Here is a 19,571-nt window from a genome sequence, read left to right as displayed (position 1 = left end):
GTTACCGGGTGATTGCGGAGTATCTGTTGTAGTCGAGGGAAGCTCTCATGAAAGTTGCCGAGTTGCTTGTTCGCTTGAAATCTGCGGACCCAGAGGCGGTTGTGCTGGTGGTTGGCTCACTCCAGGACCTGTCAAGGACGGTCGAGGTTGGGCAAGTACACCGGCCGAGCAATGCGTGGGTCAGAGAGTATCAACAGCTGTACGACGGTCAGATAAAGGGCTACCTTCGGCCCCCCAACAAACCACCCAATCCTGGGTTCAATCCCGCGACGGGTGAAGCATACGAAGAGCATGTGGTCATCATCGCGTCGGAATTCACGTCTATCTATTGAGGACCAGGCCACGGCACTCCAACACTTGAATCTTGCGGATTTTTTCTAATGCGAAGTTCCGGGACGAACTAGGAAGCTTCGAAGCCTGGTCATTCGGTGCCGAGTCGGCTCAGAAAGTTGCCGCCATGCATCGAGATAAAGGCCAAGGTGGAACGGGAAAGAAATGACCACGGCTGAGAAACCATCAACACAACTGGACGAGGTACCGTCACTCGCCATCGAGGTGTACGACGGCATGCATCATTCGCCCGGATGCGAAGGCGAGCTGCTTTGCCGATTGGAGGGAAGCGCCGCGCCGTTAGATGCCCTTCCATTTACGCTACTCGAGGAGGTCAACAAAATGCTGGAGCTATGTGAAGGGCGTTACAGTGCTCCCGAGTCGGCGGAGGGGCGCTTCACTGCATTCGTCTTTCGCGGCTTGAGCGCAAAACCTGTCATGCGAATTTTGGTGACGGCAACCCAAGGCGAAGCAAACGCGCAATTAGCACTGGAAGCGGCAGAAGGGCATGCACTCCCGGAGGTGGTGGTAGGAACGGAGGATGACGTCGTTGTGATTTTGCGGAAAGCGACAGAGAGGCGACAAAGTTGAGCATTGCTGTGGCGAGACCGGAATTCACTCTTCTTCTAGCGAGGGATTGTATGTCGACGGACGAACAGACGAGAGCGCTGCTGCTAATGGTCCTGGAGAAAAAGCAAGAAGAGATTGCTCGGGGGCCCGTCGAGGATGTCTTCGAACTGCTCGCAGAACTGGAGACCGAGCATATTCGCGACACCGAAGTGCGCGGAACTTAGTGAGTTCACGGCGATGCCGTCTTAAATCTTCTACACGCTCGATGCTAGTCGCAACCGAGACCGATATGTTGACAGGACTCCCAGGGTTGAGCCATTCCATCTTCCCACCCAAAATTCAAGGCGGCCACGTCTTGTACGTTGATTTTGACGGATGTCTGCATCCAGCCGAGGTCTACACGAAGCACGGCATCGGTCCGTTTTTGCTGAACTGTCCGGGCCATGAACTCTTTGAGCAAGCGCCCCTGCTCGAGCGATTACTAGCAAGCTATCCCAACGTACAAATTGTTCTCAGTACATCCTGGGTTCATAGGTACCGCGGACGAATTCCTCGACTGTCATCGAATCTGCCCACGAGTCTCCGTGGCCGGGTGATTGGTGCGACGTACCACAGCGAAATGGACCGGGACGCTTTCCTGATGTCGTCCCGAGGTATGCAGATATGGTCAGACGTGCGGCGACGCCGTCCTGAGCGGTGGCTTGCAATCGACGACGACGCCGAAGGGTGGCCGGAGTGGTGCCGCGACCATCTTGTCAAGACGGATGAGACGCTCGGCATCGGTGAGCCAGCGGTGCGCGTCGAACTTGAGTACAAGCTCGAAGCGACTTTCGGAAAGACGACATGACTGGCGCAAAACATCTGCTCGTGTTCGCTCATCTTGATGGCAACTGGACTCAATGCGGCAGGCTTACGATGATTGAGCAGGCAATCGGAGGGGTGTCGTCGACGTTCGAGTACGACGAGGAATATCTCGCCCTCTCTAATCGAATCGAGTTGGACCCGGTAAGCCTATCCTTCGCTGACCACTACCTGACGCCGAGCAAGCCGGGAGCGCCCGCGAATCACCTGCCGCTCTTCGGTGCATTTCGCGACTCAACGCCCGATGCTTTCGGCCGTCGCGTGATTGAGCGCAGGCTCGGCGCGCCGTTAAATAGCCTCGCCGAAGCGCAGTATTTGCTGTACGCAGGGCCGCACCGAGCGGGCGCGTTCGACTTCCGATTAGAGGCACTTACCGAACCGTACGAAGTTGATGAGTCGTCCGACCTTGAACAACTCGCAGACGCAGCGTCCTTGATTGACGATGAACGTCCGCTACCTGCTGCGTTAGAAGCAATCTTTACACAAGGCGCGGGGCTGGGCGGAGCTCGGCCGAAAGCCTCGTTTCGCGACGAGCACGGCGTGCTGTGGGTGTCGAAGTTTCCGACGAAGAGCGACTCGTTCGACGTTGCGAGCGTTGAGCAAGCGACGCTAACGCTTGCTGCAAGGACCGGCGTTCGCGTGCCCGAACTGAAAACAGTCGCGATAGGTGACCGTCGGGTCTTTTTATCGCGGCGATTTGACCGTTTCTGGTCGCCTCCGGGGCATCGGAAATCGCACACGTCGGGTCAAGAACAATACTCAAACGGACCGGGTGACGGACGGGTTGAACACCGGGCCTTCTACATCAGCGCGCTGAGCATGACGGCATTCTCGGAGTTCGACTCACGTCATGCTTCGTACGCTGACATCGCGGCCGCTGGTCTTGAGCAAAGTCGCACCGTTGTCGGAGCGGATGATGCAGCGCAAATCTACAAGAGGATGCTCATCGACATTTTCGTTACCAACTACGATGGACATCTTCGCAATACGGCGCTCCTGTGGAATCACGCCTTTAGCACATGGACGCTGAGTCCTTGCTTCGATGTCGTTCCCCGGCCAAGTCTTGCGTTCGAGCGATTTCTCCACCTTCAAGTTGGCGAACACGGGAGAGCGGCAACGCTCGACAACGCTATTTCGTGGCACCAAAAGTTTTGGCTCTCTGAAGAGGTCGCCTGCGAGTACATCGCGGAGGCGTGGAACGTGGTTCGCGACTGGCGACAGCACTTTGAAGATTCAGGAGTGGATGCAAGCGACATCGAGAGAGTCGCGCCTGCATTCCGCAGCATTGATGACATAACGAGTCCCGAGCTCCGACGAAGAATCCCGTGAACGTCATATATCCCTCTGAAGCTTGACCACAGCGTCGAAGGCGATGGTTGTAGCAATCGTGTGGCCGAGACTGCCGGTTGTTTGCCGGTCGCGGACGCATGAGCATGACTACTGGTGTTCCGAACCGGAACCCTATTGACGCGAGGACTGCTCGAAATGGTCACAATTTACGGGACCGAAGGCCCCTACCGGGTCGGTCGCAAATCGACATTGTGGTGTCAAGGACCTTCGAGATTCGGGACGTTAAACTTGAGACGCACGTGGCGCGCAATGCGTTTGTGTCAGTTTGTGATGTCTCCGGTCGAGTTGTCGCTATCGCCGGCGGGACCCGCGCGCTGCCGAAGGAGACACGTGACGCCACTCAAAGCGGATTCTGAGGCTCATGAACGGGAGGCGCGTGAGAAAGCTGAGTGTTGAAAAACGGCTACTGTGCTCCATCCGGCGGCGCCACGGTGTGGTGATTCTCCGGTCCGATTTCTCAAGGTTCGGAAGTGCCTCGCAGGTTAGCCGTGCACTCGCGAAACTTGTCGCCGCGGGCGTGCTCATTCGTGTCGGTCATGGGCTCTATGCTAAGACTCGCGTGAACAGCTTCACCGGCCGCTCGACGCCCGCCTCTCCGTTCGAATCGATTGCAGCCGAAGCCTTCAGACGGCTTGGGATTGTCGTCGGTCCCGGCAAGCTCGCTCGGGAGTACAACTCCGGTCAGTCAACGCAAATTCCCATGCAGCCAATTGTCAGCACCGGAAAGCGTCGCATCAGCCGGCGCATCGAAGTTGGAAGCAAAAAGGTGATATACGAGCGTGCGCCTAACCGAACCGCCAAAGGACGCTCGTGTCCAGAACTGGAGTGACAAATGCTACGGGCTGCGAGACACGAGAACGATGCTGCGCTTGAACGCGCCAGGGTGCACCACGCCATTCGCACGGCAGTCGTTGCGGCCTTCTTGGTGGATCCAGAGGGAGCTAGCCAGCTGCTTGAGCTTACGGACGAAGAGGTCGGACGCCGCCTCAAAGAGCGTCTATGGGAGATAGCCGCCGTTGTGACGGTGTTCGGCATACACCTTCCCGCTATGCGTGCGCAAGAATCGGAGCTACGCAAACGGGTCGAGAGTCATCTAGGGCGTCGACCGATAGGGAAATCGGGGTCGACCAAAGGCCCAGCCACAAGGTCTGCGCGATACCAACTTCTCTCGGACGGCGCCATTCTGAGGGAGGAAGATTTCATCCGAGCGTCACGCATCACCAAAGAGGTACTCGACCGAGACGTCGCCTCCGGTCGAGTCTTCCAGGTCAAGCTGAGGTCAAGGCCGTACTATCCGGCTTTTTTCCTTTCGAACATGCTTGACCGCAAGGTGCTTGCGAAAGTCGTGCGTCGCTTGAGGGACACTGATGGATGGAGCAAATGGGACTTTTTCACGACCCCAGTCGAGTCGCTTGGCGGGTCTATGCCGCTGGAATTTCTCAGGGCAGGCGAGGTGAACAGCGTGCTGAAGGCCGCTAAGTTCTTCGCAAAAAAGAAACTCGCGTGAAGCGGGTTTCTTGATCGACGCGCTATTACTTATGCCGCAGCGTCCTTCAGCTTCTTCAGCGCGCGCACCTTAATGCGGACGCTCGCCGGCTTCGCGTCGAACCAACGGTCTTGGCCCGTGAACGGGTCCTTGCCGAAGCGGCGCTTCTTTGCTTCCACTTTTTGCGCGTTGATTTTGAGCAGGCCGGACAGCGTAAACTCGCCCAAGCCTTTCTTGTTCACGGCACCCAGAATCGTGTCCTCGAGCGCTGCCAGCACAGCCTTCGCTTGCTTCGGCTCGACGCCGGCTTGCGCAGCCACATGAGTGACGAGGGATGCCTTGGTGAACGTGTCTTTCACCGGCTTGAGCGTGGTGGCGCCCGAAGCAGCCTTTTTCGCCGGAGCGGTCTTGGTTTCAGCAACCTTCTTGGGTGCAGCGGCTCTCTTTGCAGCCACAGCCTTCTTTGCGACCACGGTCTTCTTTGCCGGTGCAGCAGTTTTCGTAGCAGCAGCTTTCTTCGTTGCCATTGAGGCTCTCCTGAAGTTGAACGCTGCTTAAGACGAAGCACCCCGGGTGTGAGAAGCACTCGACACATGCGCCGTCGTAAGCTTGCGGCTAGCGTAGCAACCGTTACTGCGATGTGCAATCGGCAGCGGCCTTAAAACAGCGTACTTTCAGCATTTGACTCTCAAGAAACAACGACCAGACCTCAGTTCTCGCAGGAAAGCGGTCGAGTGACGGGGTTTGAGAGGGTTCATCTCTCGGATGCGAGCGGCAGGGATGGCCTGAGACTCGCGGGCACCGCGATTCAATAGCGGCGCTCGTCGAGCACAAGCCATTCGACGGCGTCGGCGCTGTAGTCATTTGGCCATTTACGAGCGAGCGTGTCCATTGCTCGCAGGACGCGGTCCATCGGTTCGAGCTTGCAGCGGCCACCGTCGTCGGGAGCATCAACAACAACTCCACCATGCAGGATGTTCACCACGCTCTGAGCGCAAGATAGCTCACAACGCGCTCGCAATTGTCACGAACGGTACCTTTGCCGAGAAACGCGGCTGAAATCGTCCGAAAAAGCCACGACTGACCCTAAAATAAGCGCCTGGCGGAAACTATGACGACAAATGTTCCCGTGACGACGCAACATAGACTTGGTGCCGACGAGTACCTAAGGCGCACGCGTTGTCACCGCGGACCGGGGGAATTTACGTGGAAAGCGTCGCGCACCTTGAAGTCCATTACTACCTGCAAGACGGCCTGCATTCGATGGATGCGCTTGTGCGCAATCGCTGCGAAGCGGAGTTTCTTGCCGCAGCCGGCTATATAACGGAAAAGTTCGGCATCGAACTTTGCTTTGAGGCGACAGTTCCGGAGCAAGGTGGCTTCCGGGACATTTGGCGGCTGGTGGGGAAAAACATCAACCAGCCGTGGATAGGTAGCGTGCTCACGCCATTGGTCGTCACGCTTATAACTATCTGGAACGCGCCCGCAAAGCCCGACCCGGAACTCGAACGGCAGCAGATTGAGATGAATCGGCTCGCAATCCTGCACTCGAACCTCGAGAACCGGCGAACCGAGCTCGAAATCCGAAAGCTCGAGGGCGAGATTCAGGAACAAGCTGCGCGCCTCGAAGAGGCTCAGCACGAAGCGTCGAAGCCTGCAGCACAATCTGCACCGCCGAAGGATGCCGGGCACAAGCCGCTGTCCGCCGACGCCTCGAGCTCGGCTTCCTCAGCAAAAAAAGCGGAAGACAAGCCCACGCAACTGCAGATGGACGCGAAAGTCGTCACGCGCCGGTCGAACTTCTACAAACAGCTGGTCGGATACTCGAAGGTCACTGCGGTTGGCTACCGCGCGCGTCTCGGCTCGCGGGCGGACGAAATCCATGTCGAACGCGTGGCGTTCTCAGACTTCATCATGCAGTCCAATTGGCTTGAGCCCGAGATAAGTGAAGAGATAATCGAAATCGTCTCGCCGGTCCTGTCGCCTGGGGACTTAAAGTGGAAAGGTCGTAGAAACGGTGAGGTCATCTCCTTCGCGATGAATGACAGAAGCTTCAGGGACGAGGTCTACCATAACGACATGAGCTTCCGGTCTGGCGACAGCATCCGATGCATCCTCGAGACAGACCGGGACCTGGATGCGGTCGGTGCGGAGCGAGTCAAGGGATACCGAGTCACTACCGTCATTGAGCGAATCGAGAGCACAGGCAAGATTCATGAGACAGCGCAGGGACGCATGAAGCGATTCTTGGACAAGCAGCCTGACGGTGGCCAGTCTGATATGTTTGGGCACGCCACCGTCTGAGCACTACCTTGGTTGACAGGGTTCTTCCCGGTCGCAGCCGTTGCGGAAATGGCGTGTAGGCGAACGTCGATAGTACCGGCAGTTGCAAATCCTTTTCGCGCCCGCCGTGCATGTTGTCGAAACTGCTCATCGGCGACTCCATGGAATCGATATGGCTGAACGTTTTCCCGCCCGCGGCGAGGTTAGAGACGCTTCAGTCTGAACACTTCAGTCCATCTTAAACTTCACGCTTTATGGCGACAAAGACGCTTCCACCTGGAAACAAGTTCGCTTTCTATGTTCCCCGCATATCCGGCGCAAAACAGTTGTCGAAACCCGTCGGAGTGAGGCCCTCCAAATTTGTAGACACCCACTTCAAGGTGACCACAGCCGCCCCTTTTGGGAGCATGAACGCGCTCCCAGGCACGGTCCCCATCACGGACACGGAGTTCGCAGCGGCAATTCTTGAGTGCGGTTACGGGCGACGAGCCGATTGGAAAACGCAGCTCGCGCTCAATCCGAGCGAGCGCGTCGACTTGAGGGCTTATTTGAAGGCGCGCTTGGCGCTCGTGCTAGCTTGTTTCCACAAGGACGGACAGTGCCGACTTCCCCGGCCGTTCTATAGGCGCGTTGAGCAATCGGAAAAAGTCGCGTTGTCGTTCATATTAGGGAGCATGGGCGCATATCTCGCTGCCCGCAAATGGTTGCAGGCCGGCAATGACCCGATGAAGTCGTTTTTGCATGTGGGTATTTACGCGAAGGCGAGTCTGAAGCCGAATCGCTTAGTGTCGTTCGCTTCGAAATCAAAGAAGTCACCCGATTTTCTGGTCGAGGCCGATTCGGGAGACTGGCACGTGTTCGAAAGCAAAGGCGGTGTTGCGTCGGAGAGATTTGCGCGGATTTGCGAAGGTCTAAAACAGTTGGACGGTCTCCCTTCGATTGGTTGGACCGGTTTCACGCCAACACCGGCCAGAACTGCCGTATGTGTGCACACCAGCATCGACAATGGTATGCCGTTAGCATTTATGGCCGTTGACCCTCCGTCTGACATTAAGGCCAGTGACGAAGGCTTTGTCCTCGTCAAAAGCGCGGCTCGCGCTTTTCAAATCGTCGAAGCGGTCGAGCAGTTCAAAGCGCTAACGGTTGAGGCAAGTACTCAAGGTACGGGAACCGGGGGCTGGACGATTGCCCCTATTTCGGCGCCCATGGAGGTAAAAATCGGAATTCCCAATCGGTACTTGCGGGCAGAAAAGCCGCTCTTACGCGCATTAGCAGTCTTCCTCGCCGTACGTGAGTTCTTGGAGAAAGAGCGCCCCAGCAGCAGGAGTGGGACGTTCACGGAGCGCTTGCGCCAGTCTGTTCGCCTGAAGTTGGCGTCGAACTCTGATGATGTAGATTCGCTCCGTATCTCGCGCGGCTGGCTGGACCGCAAGCTAAAGCGCCTGCCACGCAGCAAAATCGAAGGGTTCTTTCTGGCCGAGTGCGCACGGGTTTTGGAGTTCGATAGGCTGCTCAAATACGTCGAATCCAATATTGGCGAGCGCGTACAGTTTACGCTTGAGCAAGGCACCGAAACCGTCTTCACTTCATCTGGTTTGCTACTTCTCGGAGCCGCTGCTGGGCCCTCCACGGAAGAGGTTGTTCAAAATGTTGCATCGCGTGGGTAGCCCTTTGTTGGGCTGCCTGTCAGCTAAACTACCTCCGCTCTCCGGCGCAAAGTCTTACCAGTAAGCGGCAGCAGACACTTCCGACATTCCCCAGGCATTTCGGAAGATGAAGTTGCTCGGCGCGCTGTTTCGAATACGAAGGGACTTCTCGTCCAAATCCTAAAACATGTCGCTGTCATTTGGCTAAAACACAGGAAGAACGTCGCAAATCATCCTGTCTCGGATGTCGTGACGGTCACTCGCCAAAGTGAGCACGACGATGACCGACCTTCGAAGTTGTGGCACTTGTACGCCGGCAGCTTGGTTTCGTGTGGTTGTCGAATTGGTTCATAGGTCCTTGTAGACTCGCCCGTTTAAACGCCGGGCGGTCCAGTAGCGGGCCAATGTCGGGTGGTCCGAAGGCCATTACATCCCTCTGCATCGCAGCGCACGGACCCCAACCTGTCGAGAACGAGTAGGATGGTCCCTGGGCCAGAGTTGGAATCGCTTCCCGTGTCCCGACGCGGTCAATCGGGTTCTGGGCGAAGAGGGTAGCTTGAGTTGGTCTCAGCCTCACCGGCTCAAGCAGAGATACGGGTCGACCCTCTCTGTGCGGCGGGTCACCATCGCACGTGACCATCACTCGTTATTCTTGCTGCTTTCATCTTCGTTCCGCATCCGGCGTGGCGTAGCATCTCGTTGACGGCGGCGCGTCCAGCGTCGTCCGGAAGTTTGTGGACAAGACGATGGGACAAGTCAAGAAGAGTGCAGACGAAGCCGCGGCGGTTGCATGTGTCGCGGAGGCAGCCAGAGCGGTGCAAACCGCGTCAAGCGCGCTGGAAGAGCATTTCAAAGCAGGAAGGCCGGAGGCACCGACGCTGCAACTGGCGCGACTTGCTGCAGCGATGAGCGAACTTCAGAAAGCGCGAGATGAATTCGATGCGCTTCTTGCAACCACGCGCTCGCGGGGAAGCAATTGAGGCCTCCCTTGTCAGCGACGCTTGATGCCTCCGATGGCCATGGCTGCGATGAACGTGTTCCGGCTTTCGCGGCGCTTCAATCTACGAAACACATCGTTTCACCGTACCGCTTGAGCCGAAGGGACGAGAGCGTCTATGCTTTGCAAGCGTCTTGCATGGGCGCGTTCATCTTGGCCCGTCGTTCGCGACGGGTTTCTTTTCGACAATCAAAAAGCGTCGTTCAACGGGACTGCGGCGCAAAAGGATTGATAGGTCGCACCTTTTCCCGGTCCTTAACGCGCTCAAGCATCTGAACCTTCCCCCAATCTGCGACCATAGCCTCCAGCCCCCGCACCACATCTGCTTCCATTGCTTGCAATGCATTGTCTCCACGAAAGCTCGCGCTGAACGCGGTATGCCAACGGTATTGGAAGTGCTCGGAGACCTCTCGAATGCGCTCGGGCGTTCCCGAATCCGTGAAGAAGACGGAATCAGGGGAGAAGACGTCGTAGTAGATGACGTTTGGTTGGTCGGTTTGCACGGCAACGCTTGGCTCTTCACTGATTAGCAGCGAAGCGACAAGCTGTATCGAGCCTTTCATCCCTCTGGGCGTTTTGACGACCCATACCCGCTTCGGCAAGCGGTGTGACAGCTCAACAATCTTTGGGCTACTGGAGCCAACCAATCCGACAACGCCGTTCTTGACGCTCTGCTCGAAACTTTGCGAGTGATAGAAGATATCCATTCGCTGCGTATTACCTCGTTGTTTGTGAAGCCATGCGAGCACACTATGTTACCAACTTCGTCTCTCGAGTTCGGTGACGCGTGCGAGACGTCCAATGCTCACATAGCCTCTTGCGCGCAACCGCCCGGACCGATGCACCACCGTTCGCGCATCCGCGATGCAGGCTCGCGCGCGCAACAACTCCGATGGCAACCGCCACATTGCGAGCAGAGAGCGAAAGGTTATTGCAAATTATACTTTGGCGGATAATTCGCGCTAAATAGCACCGTGCCGCATCGTGTGCGCGTGCTTTCCAGTTTTGGGTCGCAAAATACTAAGGTCGGCCTCATCATTCCGTCGTTCGTTGTCGCTTCATCCTCAGTCTTACTTCACCAGCGCCCTTCGTTTGCACTGCTTCCAGGACATCTCGCACAACCGACGTGGCCGAGCGCCCGCCGAAGCCGCTCCCGGATCTCGCGGCCGAGCCCATGTTCTCGTGCGACCACGTCAACGTCGCTCGCCACATTTTTTGACAAAGCATCCAGCAGTTCAAGCATCCTTGCTGTCAACCTGACGGCAACACCAGCGCTTCGCTCCGCGTCTCTGATTTCATGAAAGTCGTGCGTAAGATCAGATAGCACACGGGTTTATCCAACTGCCGACCAGAAAGCGCATAGCGGAGCGTTTCCGAAGCCTCACATTGAGACGCCAGCCGTTTGTTGCCGGACTAAGGGCGCCGTCGCAGGAGTGCGACGGAGCTCAAGGAATTCATCTACCGGCTACAGTCAGGTGAATTTGGTCCCGGATTGCGAGATAATAATCCCCATATTGCAAAACGCCTTGGAGAGCGTTCAAGATGGGACAGGCCGGTAAGCGTGGCACAAGGAATCACCGAATCCACCAAGCGAGATTGCGGCCGCATCCTATGTGGGCCAACCCGAAAGCTGTCGTAGGCCCGGATTCAGATATCGCTCCGGTAGAGCCCGATCCCGTGCTCTTGAAAAAGACAATCGAGGCCATGATTTCTGGAATTGGCGTCGATGCATGGATTGAACGTCGAGACAAGATCGAACGTGAATTGTTGGAGCAAACGCGCGACCTCGAACAACACGTCGATGCGCCTCGGTTATGGTTCGAGGATCGGATCGCATGGTATCTCTACCTCTGTGAACTGGCGATATCGAATCCCTACAGTCTGCCGACCTACTACTCGTCACGCGTACTCCCGTTCTTTTCGGCGATTGGTTCAAAGCTGACCTTTCGTGACGCTGTAGAGGGGTTTCAAGAGAAACTCGACGAAACTATGTCTAAGCGACGACGGGACCCAGACGGTCATGTTTTCGAGATGCTCGTTGCCCTGTCGTACGCCGAATCAGGATGGTATGTCGAGTTTATTCCTGAGGGTCCCGAGAAGACCCCAGATTTGCGAGTGAAGCAAGGGGAAGTTGAGCTTTTGGTTGAATGCAAGCGGCAATCGTCATTGTCGGACTATGCTGGGCGCGAAGAGGCTACTTGGCGACGACATTGGGAAAGAGCAGTCGGACGGATATTGTCGAATAGGCAGTGGGTCTGGTTTGACGTTGTCGTTCACAAAGAACTGCATCTCCTTCCCGATGATTGGTTCGATTCAAGACTTGCCCGGCTCCTTCCGCTTGCGCAAGCGGAGTCCGGTTCTTCAGACGAGGCCGCGACCATACGTGTACGAGTCATCGACAAGAAGCCTCTTCACGAAGACTTGCAGTGGAGCTTCGTCAAAGCTTTTGGGTCAAAACTTCGTCATTTGTTGGGACAAGATTGGGTCGGGGAGAACGCTGTTACGTCGCTCCTCGTCGAGGGTAAGTTTGCGAAGACGGCTGATGATGGAGTTTTCTCGAAGTTCTATGATGCCGTGTACTGGGCGACTGGCGCCACATTCGCCTGCGACGCGGAAAACTCTATCGAAACGAAGGCGCGGGACGTCAAGTCGCTCGTCGCTCGCGCGGTCGCCCAGCTTCCTGAAGACGCGATGTCCATTGTTCACGTTGGTCTGGAGACGCTTGAGGGGCCTGGCGTGGAAGACCGAAGGATGCGAAAGGTGATTCCTTCGCTAGAACAGATGACCCGCATGAAGAACGTCCAAGGGGTCGTCGTTCATTCGTTCCAACCGGTAGACAGCGTGGACCAACTGGTTGTTATCGATGAACCCTTTAGTGATTTCTGGCGCAGACCTGCGTTGCGCGAGCATGTGCCTTTGATGGTTGCATTACCGGCGAAGTTCGCGCTTACAGCGCCCTTGGGAAAGCACTGGGAAATCGAGAGATAGTACCCGGCGATCTCGTGCAAGTTTCACGAAGCGGGGCTCCAATCCCCAAGCCGATGGCCGACATGACTCGGCCGGGTGTCAGCTTTAGTTTTGTCGTGGGTTTTTGCTTCCTTAACCGATTCTTGGAGAACAATTAGGTGGTTAATCTTGACGATGCTGTCGAAAGTCTTCGAAGACTTCTCGACTCGGGCAGGCAGTATTGGTTGCTGGGAGCAGGGATTAGCTTTGGAGCAAATATTCCGTTGATGTATCCGCTAACGGATCGCGTCGCCGCGGTACTAAAAGACTCATCGCTCGAAGTCTTCAGAGAAGTGAAGGCAGAACTGCCAGCGGACTGCCATGTCGAACACATCCTCTCGCATATTGGCGATTTGATTGCAGTCGCAGAGCGAGTAACGGCGAAGGAAGCGAGCATCGGAAAGGCATCCCGTTCGGTCGCTGACCTAACGGGTGCCTACGAGGCCATCATAGGTCACATCACCGATACTGTGAGATATGGTTATCGGGCTGCAGGGGCTCTTCCCGAGGCAGTGGGTAAGCAAGGTCAGAGCATCGTCGAAGTCAGGGACCATCTGTCCTTTGTCCGTGCGCTCTTCGAAAATCGAGCAAATCTGGAATCCCGAAGCGAAATCGCGTTCTTCACGACCAACTATGACACGTTGCTCGAAGACGCCCTATGTCTAAGTCGCCGTGTTCCTATCGACGGGTTCACGGGTTCTGCCATCGGCTTCTGGAACCCAGAAGCTGCGGAGAGAAGTGAAGCTGCCTTACAGACCAACGCTTCGTTTGTGTACAAACTCCACGGTTCGGTCGATTGGATTCTCGACAAGGAATACGGATTGGTCCGATGTCGCTACGACACCAACTATCTTGCGACGACACAAAACGTCTTAATTTATCCGCAAGCGACAAAGTACGTCGAAACGCAAAAGGACCCCTTTGCCTATCTTTTCGCCGCCTTTCGAAGAGCGCTTGCCTCGCAAGCATCTCACGTTCTCGCGGTCTGCGGATACAGTTTCGGTGACAACCACATCAACAACGAAATTGCATATGCGCTTCAGTCAAGGTCAAGGAAGACCAACTTGCTCGCATTCGTAAAGGAGATTGAGCCACCTGCAGGAACCGCAGGGCCGTCGGAGTTGCCCGAGGTGTTGAAAGCATGGGTCGCTGACGATGACCTCAACGCTCGTGTCTACGTCGCAACGAACAAGGCGCTCTACTGGAAGGGCCTCAAGCTTGAGAAGCCGGCAGCAGCCGGGATGAGTTGGTGGACCTTCACAGGCCTTACAGATTTCCTGCGGAATGGGAGTTTTTGATGGAACTCTTCAGAGAACAGAGCGACCTTAGAATCGGAAAGGTTGTAGAAATAAGCGGAACGTCGATTCGCGTTGAGATGGACCCAGCGATTACCGAACTTACTCGGACAATTGAGGGAAGAGTGTACGCGGTTGGCCAACTTGCTAGCGTCGTTAAGATTCACTACGGCCGGCGAGTTCTGTTTGCCTACGTGCGGATGTTGCGGATGAAGTCCGAGCTTCTGAGCGACGAAGGCCAGCATCAGAGGATTCTGCCTGGTGACGATTCACGGATTCTTGAGGCTGACCTCTTCGCAGAGGGGACTTGGAGCCCTGTCCAGGCGGAGCTGAGCTATTCACGGGGTGTTGAGACGTACCCGCTGCCATTGCAGTCCGTATACCTCACAACTACCGACGAACTCGAGGCTCTATACGAGTCCGCAGAGCGCGTAGCGGGCGAGGAGGTGGTAACTCCTCTCGTTTCGCTGGGCGAGTATGTCGGAGCGAACGGCGCACAATGTCGTGCGAACATTGACAGATTGTTCAGCCAGCATTGCGCCGTGTTGGGTTCGACCGGTTCGGGCAAGTCCGGTACTGTCGCGGCTTTGTTGCATTCTATTCTTGAACACAAGGATGCTCAGGAGCGTCCGTTGAAGCCGCGGATTGTTTTAATCGACCCGCACGGGGAATACGCCGCGGCGTTCCCAGGCAAGTCAACGGTCTACAGCGCCTACACAGCATCTGCCGGCTCGGAACCAGACGGTGGTTCGGCTGAGCTCAAGCTTCCTTTTTGGACGATGAGCGGTGACGAACTCCGCACGCTAATCATTGGAAAGACAGAAGCCGAGGCAACCTCGCAGAATAACATCATCTACAAGGCTTTGAAGCACTCGAGAATGGTAGGTGCGGGGATTGTCAAGCCATTGAGGGAAGAAGTCAAAGGTGACCAGGAGGAGGAGTACGTCGACGGTAAGAGCGCGATAGATGCACTGGCGTTCGACCGAGACAAGCCGGTCAAGTTTTCTATCGCAGAGTTCAGGCGGCACATCGACGAAGTTCAGGGTCGCAAAGAGAATGAGGTGAAGCCGCTCGCTAAAACCGAGCGAAAATCTGTGGAATCGATTCTGGACAAGCTCAGCGTTCTCGAAAGCGACCCTCGGCTTCGATTCATTATGGCCGACCATCAAGAAACTCTTCAGGACATTCTTCAGCAGTTCGTCGGTTCGCGAGATGCACAGGGGCAGTTGCGAATTGTCGACATCTCCGGCCTGCCCAATGAAGTAGCAGGGATACTGACGGCGGCTATCGCTCGAATCTTGTTTAACTATAAGGTTTGGCAGAAACGGGAAGAACGAGAACGAGACCCTATTGTGTTGGTTTGTGAGGAAGCGCATCGATACGTGCCCGATCGAGGCGACGCACAGTATCGAGAGGCTCAGGACGCGGTTCGTCGAGTTGCTCGAGAGGGGCGCAAGTATGGGTTGGGGCTGATGCTCGTGTCGCAGCGGCCTGCGGACGTCGAAAGCACAGTGTTGTCGCAATGCAGCTCGTGGATAGTGCTGCGGCTCACAAACGGTGCCGACCAAGAGCACGTGTCGCGGTTTCTTCCCGATAGCCTGGCGGGCCTTACGAAAATCCTCTCGTCGCTGTCACGCCGGGAGGCCGTCTTCGTTGGAGAAGCGGCAGCGCTCCCGTCACGTATCAAGATTCGGAAACTGGAGGAAGGGCAACTTCCCAGGTCAGCAGACATCCGGTATTCGCTCGGCTGGACGCAGACGCCCCTTTCAGACGACGAGCTCACGGATGTCGTGACACGCTGGACCGGATATTGAGGCCGAGAGGTGCGGCTCGCGAATCGGGATGAGCTGATTCGACGGCTTCGAGGGGGAAGGATTACGTGGTAGCAGGCGTCGGGTGTTGATTGGGATTCCGGCACCATGCCCGACTGGTTCGATTTCAACTTAGAGATAATGTGTAGCGGCAGCGAGCCGATTTCGGCGCGTCATCGGCGGGTATATTCCACGGACCGGAGTGGACTGTTCGGCATCAGCTCAGTCTATGACCGATTAAGGGCGAACAGTACGGCTGCTTCGTGGCATAAGATGCTTGGCGGGATCGTCAGATAGGAGATGTGGTGGCAGGATTTGAAGAGCTACGTCCGATGGAAGGAATGTGGGCCCCGATGCAGGTGCGCCTCGAGCTGAGGCGGATGTTTGACCGTTGGTTGTCGCGTTCGCGTCACATGCCCCCTAGCATTGGGCAGGACGAAATGGTCGACGAGCTGAGCCTTCTCGACTTGTCCGAGCACTACCGACTGGAGTATCCGGGCGCCGCAGACGACATCGCCAAGATCTGGGACGAATCAATTCAACGCATTGCAGACGGCGGCCCGTCGTTTGACGACCTCGTGCGTTTGGGCTGGGTGTACTTCGATGGTGCACGTTGGATTGTGCAACATACGCCGTTAGGAACGTCGCCGCACATAACTTACCCGAGTCCGAGTACAAAGACGTTTCTGACGACGCTCAGCAAGGCCCGGCTCGTTGCGAAGTCTGAGACGCCGCCTCCGGACGCCCAAGCGCTTGCAGCTAGGATGCTAGCCGAAGACTGGTTCGACCGGCAGTTTCTTGGTAATAAAACCTCGGGTTGGCTTGCAGGCCGGATGTGGCAGCGGCTGTGCCCGAAGCCGCTAACTCGTGCCTCGGATGATTACGGCAACGCGTTGTATGCAGTGTCTTCTATAGAAAGCGACGGCGGGAATTCGGCGGCATTGCAAGAAGCTGAGGCTGAGGCGATCGACAGTGCATTCTTGGAGTGGTCTGCGTGGTGCAACGTCCTCGGAACGGCCGGCAGATGGGACAATAACTGGAAGCCTATCGAGATGCGGTATTGCCGTGAAGCGGCTCATCGCGTCTTGCAGCGCCAGTCCCTTTGGCGTGGCTGGAACGATGATGTTGAGCGCTACAAAGAGGAGCTCGAAAACACGTTTGCGATCCCAGAAGACCGACTGCGGTATTTTAGGCAGCCGAGGACGGCGCCGCCGCGGACACTGGTGTCTCTGGTCGACTGGCTGAAATGGCCCGAGGTCGAACATCTCATGATGGGCCGGCTCGGCGCGAACTCGGTCAGCTTTGCGTTTGGCGTGCTTTGCTCCGAGCTCGAGAAGACGGATATTGGGCCGGGAATCACGGACGCAGCGTCGACGGTCTTGACGTTCGCAGCCGACCACCCGATGGCGTTACAGCAGTTCCTATTTCGAGTCGATGCAGTGCCGGCGCTTCTGGTCGACATGCTTATGCACCGGCGGGCCGCCTGCTTGGCTGCCAAATTAGCCATCGAGTGGCAGCCGAAGTCAGGGCGGCCAAGTGACCGCAGTGTGAGCCGCGAAGCCCAGACCAAGGCGTTTGCGGTTCAAGACGCTCTATCGCTGCTAGCCTACCAACTAGATGAGGGGACCCTCGACCTCGAGGAATGTGCGTCGTTGGTAACTTGGTGCTATGCCGGTGGCGCTGGCAGCATGAGAGCAGTTGCAGATTCGAGGAGTCTCGTTGGGCGACAACTTCTCGGGATGGTCTCCAGGCAGGAGGAAGAACTTCAATACGCGGTGCTGACGCACCTCGTCGACCAAGCGGCCTACGAGGACAACGTGCCCCGTGCACGGTTTGCGGGAGTGCTCGAGGGACTGAACTGCCTTTCGGCGGCGCCACGGATCGATGCTTTCCCAATTGTCGCGCTGTATTCAAAATTTGCGCGTGATCTGCATCTGGATTGGACGGACGCATCCGACTTGCCCGCAGAACTGGCAGCGCGCCTCATCGCGACTGCATTCGCTCAAGCAGCGTCCGACCGAGATGCGCTGTTAATTCCATTTGATAACGCAAAGCTGCTGCGAGAAACGCCAGAAGATGAGAGGCTATCCCTAAGCGCTTCAATCGCTCAAACCCTGAGGCGGCACGTGCGATTGCTTGCGCGCGCCATGGCCGGATGGCGCGATGAAGTCGTGCCGACGGAGCTTTGCGACGCTTTGCAAGCGCTCATTTCGCGTAGCGTCATTGAGCATGCCGAGAAAGGGCGGGTTGGAGCGCTTACCGACAGATACAGCCCAAGGCGCTTTCTCGGACGTGAAGAAGGCTCGCCAGCGCAAGACCTTACATCCGCATGGCGTCGGCTAGACGACAGTCGTAAGGAAGCCATGCTGCAGGCTTTTGCCCGGTCAGACGATCCGGTGCTACTTGCTGAGCTTTGCCAACACCTGCCCGCAACGGCGAAGCCGGGCATCCAAGCGAGGTTGCGGCAGTTGAAGCCGGGGGAGGCTTCGACGCTTTGGACTTGGCCCGAGCTGCAGAACCGCATCGAATCATTGCTGGCCGCTGGCGAATTCGGACTTGCCCGCGAGCACCTGGATGAAGCTCGACAGGACTTGGAGCGAGCGCCAGCACAGTACAGGCTTGGTCTTTTTGGAGTCGGACTTCAACTGCTTTTGAAGGAGAAGAACTGGACGGCACTCGATGCTGCGATTGTCCCTCCGACGTTGGACGAGGCCGCGACGCGACAAGCGCAAGATACCCTAGACTTCTACCGGGCGACTTCGCAACTGCTGCGGCCGGATGGCAATCTCGCAGGTGCTCGGCTCGTGCTGGAGCGCCTCGCAGGGCGTCCTGGTGCGGCCTCTGCATACAAAGAGAACGTTTTCGCAATCGCTATTCAGCAGCTTATGGGGCCAACCCTTCATCCGTTGGCCGCAGCGGACAAGGTGACCGGCGAAAGCCTGCTTGCGGAAATCAATCTTGCGGTCAACGCGAACGAGAAGCTGGCCAGTAGCAGCCTGCTCGCTAACCGTGCCCTGCTCTTGCTTGCTTTGGAAAGACCAGAGGATTCTTTAGAAAGTGTCGCTGCTCGACGGCGAGAGAAGCGAAGCCCAGACCTCGAAGTCATGGTTGTACTCGCAAAGTTCGAGATGGGGTTCAAGGGCGAGGCGATGGCGATATTGGACGCGGCCATTTCAGAGTTCGGCAGCGACAAGAGCCTTATTGCCCTCAAGAGCGACCTCCAGATTGGCGATGCGTTGCCCAGTGTTCTGTCGGCATCAGTCGCAGTGGACCCGATTTCATCCATCCGAGCAGCTTTGCAGCAGTTGACGGAGCTTCCGCCTTCCCAAGTTGGTGACGTTCTGGGGCCGCCGGGGCGCGGGGTTCGGGGTTATCTAGTACGGCAGGTCTCGCGCGCGGTCGCCACTCTTCAACACATGGCAGCAATGCTTCGTGACCGGAAAAATTTAGAGGACGAGGCACGGTTTGAGAACGACCTCAACACTGCCGTGCGTGAGGTGCTGCAGGCTTCACTCGCGGTGGTCAAGTGGCACGTAGCTGACCAGTCGCTCGGTGGATCAACAGGAAGCGGCAATCCCGGTGAGCGGGACGCCGTTATCCGGGTAGCTGGTCAAGAAGTATCGATCTATGAGGCGCTTGTCTGCTCGGGGTTGGATCGGACCTATACTAAAAAGCATTTCGACAAACTCTTGTCGTACGGTGTCTGCGATCTCTATTTTCACGTCACCTACTCGTACGCGAAGAAGCTCAAACCTCTGCTCGACTACATCCGACACATGCTCGAACATGAGGTTCCTCCCGGCCTTATATACCGCGGCTGCGAGATTTTAGAGCCCCCCAATTTCGAAACAATTGGGTATATAGCGACGTACAGTGTCGAGCGCCGCGAGGTTGCCGTGGTGTTCCTTGTCGCGGACCTTAGACTCTAGGGGTCTT

The 19,571-nt window shown here is 56.7% G+C and carries 17 protein-coding genes; 14 read left to right on the top strand and 3 right to left on the bottom strand.

The window, feature by feature from the left end; all coding sequences use genetic code 11:
• Window positions 1-47: 47 nt before the first annotated feature.
• The 7 genes from ACEN42_RS11900 to ACEN42_RS11870 all read left to right on the top strand — a co-directional run bounded on the left by ACEN42_RS11900 (window position 48) and on the right by ACEN42_RS11870 (window position 4,618).
• On the top strand, window positions 48-332 hold the full coding sequence (locus tag ACEN42_RS11900; RefSeq protein WP_371880048.1) for a hypothetical protein: 285 nt from the start codon (window positions 48-50) through the stop codon (window positions 330-332).
• A gap of 163 nt (window positions 333-495) precedes the next feature.
• Window positions 496-921: a hypothetical protein gene (locus ACEN42_RS11895; protein ID WP_371880047.1), complete on the top strand. Its 426-nt coding sequence runs from the start codon at window positions 496-498 to the stop codon at window positions 919-921.
• Between the two features lie 50 nt (window positions 922-971).
• On the top strand, window positions 972-1,124 hold the full coding sequence (locus tag ACEN42_RS11890) for a hypothetical protein (protein WP_371880046.1): 153 nt from the start codon (window positions 972-974) through the stop codon (window positions 1,122-1,124).
• 86 nt (window positions 1,125-1,210) lie between these two features.
• Entirely contained in the window at window positions 1,211-1,747 is a 537-nt protein-coding gene (locus ACEN42_RS11885; RefSeq protein ID WP_371880045.1) for an HAD domain-containing protein, read from the top strand.
• Entirely contained in the window at window positions 1,744-3,090 is a 1,347-nt protein-coding gene (locus ACEN42_RS11880) for a type II toxin-antitoxin system HipA family toxin (protein ID WP_371880044.1), read from the top strand. The genes ACEN42_RS11885 and ACEN42_RS11880 overlap by 4 nt, the downstream gene beginning before the upstream one ends.
• A 382-nt stretch (window positions 3,091-3,472) precedes the next feature.
• Window positions 3,473-3,940: a DUF6088 family protein gene (locus ACEN42_RS11875; protein WP_371880043.1), complete on the top strand. Its 468-nt coding sequence runs from the start codon at window positions 3,473-3,475 to the stop codon at window positions 3,938-3,940.
• Window positions 3,941-3,943: 3 nt separating this feature from the next.
• The gene (locus ACEN42_RS11870; RefSeq protein ID WP_371880042.1) at window positions 3,944-4,618 is read left to right on the top strand and encodes a hypothetical protein; all 675 of its coding nucleotides are present in this window, start codon (window positions 3,944-3,946) and stop codon (window positions 4,616-4,618) included.
• 29 nt (window positions 4,619-4,647) lie between these two features.
• Here ACEN42_RS11870 and ACEN42_RS11865 read toward each other — a convergent pair whose 3' ends face one another.
• Together ACEN42_RS11865 and ACEN42_RS11860 are read right to left on the bottom strand one after the other, a co-directional pair.
• Window positions 4,648-5,124: an HU family DNA-binding protein gene (locus tag ACEN42_RS11865; RefSeq protein ID WP_371880041.1), complete on the bottom strand. Its 477-nt coding sequence runs from the start codon at window positions 5,122-5,124 to the stop codon at window positions 4,648-4,650.
• Between the two features lie 281 nt (window positions 5,125-5,405).
• Window positions 5,406-5,579: a hypothetical protein gene (locus ACEN42_RS11860; protein WP_371880040.1), complete on the bottom strand. Its 174-nt coding sequence runs from the start codon at window positions 5,577-5,579 to the stop codon at window positions 5,406-5,408.
• 224 nt (window positions 5,580-5,803) lie between these two features.
• Between ACEN42_RS11860 and ACEN42_RS11855 the strand changes: the two genes are divergently transcribed.
• The 3 genes from ACEN42_RS11855 (at window position 5,804) to ACEN42_RS11845 (ending at window position 9,506) form a co-directional block, all read left to right on the top strand.
• Window positions 5,804-6,901, top strand: coding sequence for a hypothetical protein (locus ACEN42_RS11855; protein ID WP_371880039.1), 1,098 nt, complete (start codon window positions 5,804-5,806; stop codon window positions 6,899-6,901).
• A gap of 653 nt (window positions 6,902-7,554) precedes the next feature.
• Complete coding sequence (locus ACEN42_RS11850; RefSeq protein WP_371880038.1) at window positions 7,555-8,547, top strand: hypothetical protein; 993 nt, start codon at window positions 7,555-7,557, stop codon at window positions 8,545-8,547.
• Window positions 8,548-9,260: 713 nt separating this feature from the next.
• Complete coding sequence (locus tag ACEN42_RS11845; protein ID WP_371880037.1) at window positions 9,261-9,506, top strand: hypothetical protein; 246 nt, start codon at window positions 9,261-9,263, stop codon at window positions 9,504-9,506.
• A 220-nt stretch (window positions 9,507-9,726) separates the two neighbouring features.
• Here the strand turns inward: ACEN42_RS11845 and ACEN42_RS11840 are convergent, their stop codons facing one another.
• Window positions 9,727-10,230: a hypothetical protein gene (locus ACEN42_RS11840; RefSeq protein ID WP_371880036.1), complete on the bottom strand. Its 504-nt coding sequence runs from the start codon at window positions 10,228-10,230 to the stop codon at window positions 9,727-9,729.
• Between the two features lie 976 nt (window positions 10,231-11,206).
• Here ACEN42_RS11840 and ACEN42_RS11835 point away from each other — a divergent pair.
• The 4 genes from ACEN42_RS11835 to ACEN42_RS11820 all read left to right on the top strand — a co-directional run bounded on the left by ACEN42_RS11835 (window position 11,207) and on the right by ACEN42_RS11820 (window position 19,564).
• Window positions 11,207-12,511 carry a hypothetical protein gene (locus ACEN42_RS11835; RefSeq protein ID WP_371880035.1) on the top strand — a complete coding sequence of 435 codons (1,305 nt, stop codon included), beginning with the start codon at window positions 11,207-11,209 and terminating at the stop codon, window positions 12,509-12,511.
• A 137-nt stretch (window positions 12,512-12,648) separates the two neighbouring features.
• Window positions 12,649-13,827, top strand: a complete 1,179-nt coding sequence (locus ACEN42_RS11830; protein ID WP_371880034.1) for an SIR2 family protein — start codon at window positions 12,649-12,651, stop codon at window positions 13,825-13,827.
• On the top strand, window positions 13,827-15,638 hold the full coding sequence (locus ACEN42_RS11825) for an ATP-binding protein (RefSeq protein ID WP_371880033.1): 1,812 nt from the start codon (window positions 13,827-13,829) through the stop codon (window positions 15,636-15,638). Before ACEN42_RS11830 ends, ACEN42_RS11825 begins: the two co-directional genes overlap by 1 nt.
• Window positions 15,639-15,940: 302 nt before the next feature.
• On the top strand, window positions 15,941-19,564 hold the full coding sequence (locus ACEN42_RS11820; protein WP_371880032.1) for a hypothetical protein: 3,624 nt from the start codon (window positions 15,941-15,943) through the stop codon (window positions 19,562-19,564).
• Window positions 19,565-19,571 lie beyond the last annotated feature (7 nt).

Origin of the sequence: Caballeronia sp. S22, from assembly GCF_964261745.1 — a bacterium.
GTDB lineage: Bacteria > Pseudomonadota > Gammaproteobacteria > Burkholderiales > Burkholderiaceae > Caballeronia > Caballeronia jiangsuensis.
The sequence above is the reverse complement of the archived record's forward strand: the minus strand, read 5'-3'. Positions and strand labels throughout refer to the sequence as shown.